Annotated in this window: 6 protein-coding genes; 1 reads left to right on the top strand and 5 read right to left on the bottom strand. The window is 36.8% G+C overall.

Annotation, left to right across the window (positions count from 1 at the left end; all coding sequences use genetic code 11):
- Positions 1-782 (bottom strand): M56 family metallopeptidase (locus tag AACZ30_RS12705; protein WP_339649776.1); only part of this gene is annotated, 782 nt, incomplete at its 3' end.
- The gene (locus AACZ30_RS12700; RefSeq protein ID WP_057482135.1) at positions 782-1144 is read right to left on the bottom strand and encodes a BlaI/MecI/CopY family transcriptional regulator; all 363 of its coding nucleotides are present in this window, start codon (positions 1142-1144) and stop codon (positions 782-784) included. The genes AACZ30_RS12705 and AACZ30_RS12700, both read right to left, overlap by 1 nt.
- Positions 1145-1504: 360 nt before the next feature.
- Between AACZ30_RS12700 and AACZ30_RS12695 the strand changes: the two genes are divergently transcribed.
- The gene (locus tag AACZ30_RS12695) at positions 1505-2002 is read left to right on the top strand and encodes a DUF456 domain-containing protein (protein ID WP_339649773.1); all 498 of its coding nucleotides are present in this window, start codon (positions 1505-1507) and stop codon (positions 2000-2002) included.
- A 102-nt stretch (positions 2003-2104) separates the two neighbouring features.
- Here the strand turns inward: AACZ30_RS12695 and AACZ30_RS12690 are convergent, their stop codons facing one another.
- From AACZ30_RS12690 to AACZ30_RS12680, 3 genes are all read right to left on the bottom strand, one after another.
- Complete coding sequence (locus tag AACZ30_RS12690) at positions 2105-2404, bottom strand: HPF/RaiA family ribosome-associated protein (protein WP_075325918.1); 300 nt, start codon at positions 2402-2404, stop codon at positions 2105-2107.
- Positions 2405-2507: 103 nt separating this feature from the next.
- Positions 2508-2948 carry a hypothetical protein gene (locus tag AACZ30_RS12685; RefSeq protein ID WP_339649770.1) on the bottom strand — a complete coding sequence of 147 codons (441 nt, stop codon included), beginning with the start codon at positions 2946-2948 and terminating at the stop codon, positions 2508-2510.
- Between the two features lie 78 nt (positions 2949-3026).
- Positions 3027-5306 (bottom strand): cation-transporting P-type ATPase (locus AACZ30_RS12680; protein WP_339649768.1); only part of this gene is annotated, 2280 nt, incomplete at its 5' end.

Below are 5306 nucleotides of genomic sequence, written 5' to 3'. Positions count from 1 at the left end.
ATTCGTTTTTTGATTAATGAATGATTAAAAAATTGATTGATGAATGAAATATTCTGCGTGTTAAACGCGGTGTTAAGCAACTGTTCATAATAGCTGCGTTTGGTTGTGGTTTTCACCACGTTTGCATCGGCGATGAACTCGTGCAAAGTGGCAATCCTGCTTTGGTAGATATACACCAGCGGATTAAACCAAAATATAATCCTTAAAGCTTCAAAAAATACTAAATCCAGGCTGTGTTTTTGCTTTACGTGAACTAGCTCGTGAGATAAAATTTGCTGCTTTTCTGCTTCAGATAATTTATCGCCTAAAAAGATGGTTTTGAAAAAAGTACAGGCAATGTTTGAGTTTGGAACTTCAATAATTCGCAACTCTTTATCTTCTGAAATTCTTCTAAAACGGAATAGATGATTTAAGTTTTGATATTTTTTCAGCAATAAAACTAAGCTAAGTACCACACCCGCAACATAGGTTATCAGCCACCAGTTTATTTGTAATCCCTGCTTCTGCACTACATTTACAGCAGGTAATTGCTGAATATTCTCAGGTTGACCACCAATATAAACTTCGGGAAGCAAAACCTGTGAAAGTGCAGAAATAGAGTCTGCCGGAACAAGCGCCGATAAACTTTCAAATTTCAATAATGGCAGTAAAAGTGAAACAAGCGGTGTTACTAATAAATACAGCCTGTTTATCGTAAAAAATGTCTCTTTTTTTAGCAGCAGTTCATACATCAGCAAAAAACCGAGTTGAAACATAACTACCTGAAGTATATAATCTAACATTACTTTTCTTTTTTATTGATTTCTTTTAAAATGGCTTCCAGGTCTTTAGTGTCCATATCGTTTTTCTTCATAAAAAAAGAAACCATACTTTTAAAGGAGCCGTTAAAATAATTGTTCATCAATTTATTGATGCTTTGATTGCTATAAGTTTCACGAGCCAAAAGCGGAAAATACAAATAGCCCTTCCCTTTCTTTTCGTGATCTACAAAACCCTTATCTTCCAGGATTCTTACAATGGTAGAAACCGTGTTGTAAGCCGGTTTAGGCTCTGGCATTTCTTCTATTATTGAAGCGACATTGGCTTTCTCCAGTTTCCAGAGAATTTGCATTATCTCTTCTTCGGCTTTGGTTAGTTGTTTCATAATTAATTTTTGTCATTTCCGCCCCGATAAAAAATCGGGATAAACTCCGGCGGAAATCTCTTGTTATATTCATTTGTCATTCCCACGCAGGCGGGAATCTATATTCAAACCTTTAATTCTTATTACTCGTCAAGCTGAATTTATTTCAGACTTTATCCCGAATTAACTTCGGGATTCCAGGATGAATTGAAACTATATCTCCGAATTTATTCGGAGCAGGCTCTGAAACAAGTTCAGGATGACGTAAGATTCAAATTCAACACTGCTAATATAAACTAACATTTTAGTTTAACCTAATAATTTAGTTAAAAACTTCTTTGGAATTAAATTATATTTGATAATCAAAACATTTAAAAGTCTATGGATCTAATATTTTTTGGAGTTGGAGCGGTTTTAATGATCCTTGGAATTCTGGGAAGTTTTTTACCGGTTTTGCCAGGTGTACCGCTTAGTTGGATAGGATTACTTCTACTCTATTTAGCACCGTCAGTGCCAATAAATTACTGGGTTTTGGGAATCGCTTTGATTCTCGCTGCTATAATTTATGTTTTACAACTAGTAATTCCCGCAATGGGGACAAAAAAGTATGGGGGCAGTAAAGCTGGAATGTGGGGCGCTACTATTGGATTGGTAATCGGAATTTTTGTTCCAATTCCGCTCGGAATAATAATAGGAGCTTTTGCCGGAGCTTTTATTGGGGAGATTATTAATAAATCTGATTCTAAATCGGCTTTACGAGCCGCTTACGGATCTTTTATTGGTCTTCTTGCTTCTACATTTATGGAGTTGGTAGTAGCGGTAGGGTTTTTAATTTTCTTTAGCTATAAAGCCTGGGAATTTAGGGAATTGATATTTTAAAAAAGAGACTGTTTAAAAATGGTTTAACTAAAGTCTGGTAAATTTGGGCTAAACGAAATGAGATGTAAAACCTGTTATTTTTAAACAGCCTCTGCAAGCATCTTAATGTGCTACAAAAACAGCCTTTCTTTTCTTGAGCTGCTGGTCAAGTTCGAAGATGGTTTTTTTGATGGCTAATTCAAAACTTTCTTCTGTAGAGGAAGCAAAAATCCTGGGGCCAGGAGCACTAAGCTCGATCTCACAAATTTTTGATCTTCCCGTTGGGTCATTTTCTTCTTTAAAATAAACTTCGGCTCTAATAAGCCATTCATATTTTTCTGATAATTTATCTAAGTGTTCTGATACAAATTGAGTTAAATTCTGACTTCCTTTTGTTTTTATAAATTGAATATTGATGAACATAGTAGTAGGTTTTAATTGTTAGTTCAAAATTAGGTTTAAGGTTTCTTATTAAATATGATGAATGTCACTTTGGATTCAATTAGACCAAATCTTAATGATCATTTTATGAGTATTCAGGCCGCTTGTCTGTATCTTTTATATACTCTGTAATTTTAAAAAGTTCTAACCTGTTTAACCTGAAGGCTTTTACGAAACTTGCGATTTCATCTTCCAAATGTTCGTGTTCCATTCTAAAAACCCTGGAATCTTCCATTTTCTCAAGAATCATTTTTCCTATTTGCTGCCTATGCTTATCAGTTTTCTCCAATAGATCCTGGCAACGCTCTTTTAATTTTAGAAGTTCATTCTTCATTTTTGAGGCCACCTTATAATTTTCATCTTTATCTATCCATATAAAATAGCTATCTAAAAGTTTATGCATAAAAGTGAGATCGTCCCTGAAGAAATGTAAATCTGAATTCCAGTATTTAGTGAGCGTATAGAGCTGCTCCATATTGGCTTCGGCAATAAAATCACCTTTTGGCCTTTTCCTTATACTTTCCATAATTAATAGTTTTATTATACATTGAAATTAATATAATACGATCTAAAAAAGTATGATTTTCGTCAGTCACAGGTAAGTTTAATTCGCCAATTTCAGGAACTTTAAAATTTGGGATAACACCAAAGAAGCAAATCCAAAAACCACGATAATTATAAAGTGATTCGCTGAGAGTGGTACTAGTGATAGAGCTTCTGCCATTAAAGGAATATGATAAACCAGAACCATAGTTAAAACCGAAAAAATCAATGCTCCCCACACCCACGGGTTGGTGGTAACTTCATTTTTCAGGAAAGATATTTTTCGTCCGGGTAGATTAAAGACATTCAGTAACTGCCCTAAAATAAGGGTATAAAAAGCAATATTATTTACCATAATAGCACTTAGACCCATTTTAAAATGTGTGTAGGCCACAACGCCAATTACCGCCGCTGTAATACTTAAACCAAATAAAACTGTGGCGGTCCAGAGTTTTTTGGTGAGTATTGGCTCCTGCGGATCCCTGGGTGGATCTTTCATAATGTTTGGATCTCCTTTACCCACACCCAGCGCTAATGCCGGGAAAACATCGGTTACCAGATTTAGAAAAAGTATTTGAAGGGGAAGTAAGGGCATTGGCAAATTACTAAACGATGCCAGGGCTACCGAGATTATTTCTGCCAGGTTACAGGAAAGTAAAAAAATCACAAATTGCCTGATGTTTTCAAAAATGGTACGTCCCTGCCGTATGGCAAGCTCGGTAGAGGTAAATTTATCATCCATCAAGATCACATCGGCAACTTCCTTGGCAGCTTCAGTCCCCCTAATTCCCATGGCAATGCCGATATCTGCTTTTTTAAGGGCCGGGGCATCGTTTACCCCATCTCCCAGCATTCCCACAATCGCTTTATTTTTTTGATAAAATTCTACTAAATCCAGCTTCTGGCCGGGAACCATTCTTGCAAAAATTCCCGCCTGCATCAGGGTCTTTTGCTTATCTTCAGGTAAACTGCCTATTTCTTCAAGATCGGCACCATGTACAACCATTTCTTCAGGGGCGTCTTCAGCTATTAATCCAATTTCCTCACCTATTTTTCTAGCAGTATCAGGATGGTCGCCGGTTACCATTACCACCCGTATTCCCGCGTTTCTATAAGTTTCAATTGCTTGTTTAATATCCTTTCGCGGCGGATCTAAAAATCCTAAAATTCCCACGAAAGTGAGATTATTCATTAAATCTTCATAAGCTGGCTTTGCATCAGTTTGTTTAAATGCAAAAGCCAGGACGCGCATTCCTTCGGCTGCGATTAATTTTGACTGTTTTTGCCATTCCTCTTTATCCAGAAATTGCTTTGGCCCATCTTTGGTTAAAATGAAATCACAGGAATCAAGCAAAGCCTCCAAAGCTCCTTTCACACATATTAAATATTTGTTTTCAAAATTATGTAATGTGGCCATTTTTTTGATTTCAGCATCAAAAGGAACCTCCTGTATTTTCGGATATTTTTGCTGAAGTTCTTTATAATCAAATCCCATCTCGGCAGCGAATTCAACTAACGCGATCTCCACGGCATCTCCAGTGAATTTGTCATCTTTTAATTTTGAATTATTACAGAGGCTACCAATTTGTATCAGTTTTTCAAAAGCAGGATCTGTTTTGAAATTTGCTGCTTCGGTTGCCGGAAAATCTAAAGTGCCCAACATTAAATGGTGAACGCTCATTTTATTTTCGGTAAGTGTGCCAGTTTTATCGGTGCAAATTATCCCGGTTTCACCTAAAGTTTGAACCGCCTCCAATTTTTTAATCACTACATTCTTTTTAGAAAGTCGAAGCATCCCCCTTGCAAGAGCTATGGTGGCCACAATGGGTAAACCTTCAGGAATTGCTGCTACCGCTAAGGCAATTCCGGTTTTTATCATCAGCATTAAATCTTTGCCCTGAAAGTAACCGGTTATTACAATTAGCATCGCTAGAATTAAAGTGAGCCATATAAGCCATCTGCTTAGTTTTTTCAACTTTTTTTCTAAAGGCGTACTTTGCTTTTTAGCACTACTGGTGAGTTCGCTAATACGGCCAATTTCGGTATTAATGCCTGTTGCTATTACAATGGCCTTTGCTTTTCCCCTAACCGCAATCGTACCTTTATACAACATATTTTTACGATTGGTCAGAGGAACTTTTTCGGGAAGTGCTTCAATATTTTTTTCTATCTGATTACTTTCCCCGGTGAGAATAGCTTCTTTTACCGCAAAACTTTCGGTTTTCAGCATTCGGCAATCGGCAGGAATAACATCGCCACTCTCCATAATTACAATATCACCGGGAACCAATCCTGCCGCCTTAATTTGCTCTTCCTTACCACTACGCAAAACATTGGCCTG

The sequence above is a fragment of the uncultured Salegentibacter sp. genome (genome assembly GCF_963972535.1).
Classification (GTDB): domain Bacteria; phylum Bacteroidota; class Bacteroidia; order Flavobacteriales; family Flavobacteriaceae; genus Salegentibacter.
The sequence above is the reverse complement of the archived record's forward strand: the minus strand, read 5'-3'. Positions and strand labels throughout refer to the sequence as shown.